Annotated in this window: 1 protein-coding gene; it reads left to right on the top strand. The window is 68.1% G+C overall.

Annotated elements, in window-relative coordinates; all coding sequences use genetic code 11:
* Positions 1–645, top strand: a 645-nt coding sequence (locus EOA29_RS39085; RefSeq protein ID WP_245468824.1) for an amidase family protein, incomplete at both ends; no start/stop codon positions are given.

Here is a 645-nt window from a genome sequence, read left to right as displayed (position 1 = left end):
CTGCGGCGTACGATGCCGCCGACCCTTACTCTCACGACATCGCCGTCCGGCCACTCGCCGCCCGCCCGCCGGCGCTGAACGTCGGCATCCCGGCCAAGGCCGATCTGAAATTCTTCGGTGACGCATCGATGCAGGCCGGCTTCGAAGCCGCTCTTGCCGCGCTGGAAGCGTCGGGCGCCAAGCTCGTCGAGATCCCGTTCGGCGACTTCTACGCCACGGCCGACCTTCTCTACGAAGGCGCCTGGGTGGCGGAGCGCTATGCGGCGATCCGCGATTTCTTCGAGGCAAACGAAGCAGCGCTCCACCCGGTGACGCGCAAGATCATCGGCGGCGCCAGAAACCTGTCGGCCGCCGACGCCTTCCGCGGACTCTATGCCTTGCAGGCCTACAAGGCGCGGCTTGCCCCTGTCATCGCCTCCGTCGATCTCTTCTGTGTGCCGACCGCGCCGACCCACTACACGGTCGACGACGTGCTTGCCGATCCGATCGCAACCAACAGCCGGCTTGGCACCTACACGCATTTCGTCAATCTGCTCGACATGTGCGGCATCGCCGTGCCGGCCGGCACGCGCGACGACGGCCTGCCGATGAGCGTTACGCTTTTGGCCGCCGCCGGCCGGGACGGCCTCGCCGCGGCGGCCGCAC

It is taken from the genome of Mesorhizobium sp. M1E.F.Ca.ET.063.01.1.1, from assembly GCF_003998155.1.
Lineage (GTDB): Bacteria > Pseudomonadota > Alphaproteobacteria > Rhizobiales > Rhizobiaceae > Mesorhizobium.
This window is presented reverse-complemented; position numbering and strand designations above follow the sequence as displayed.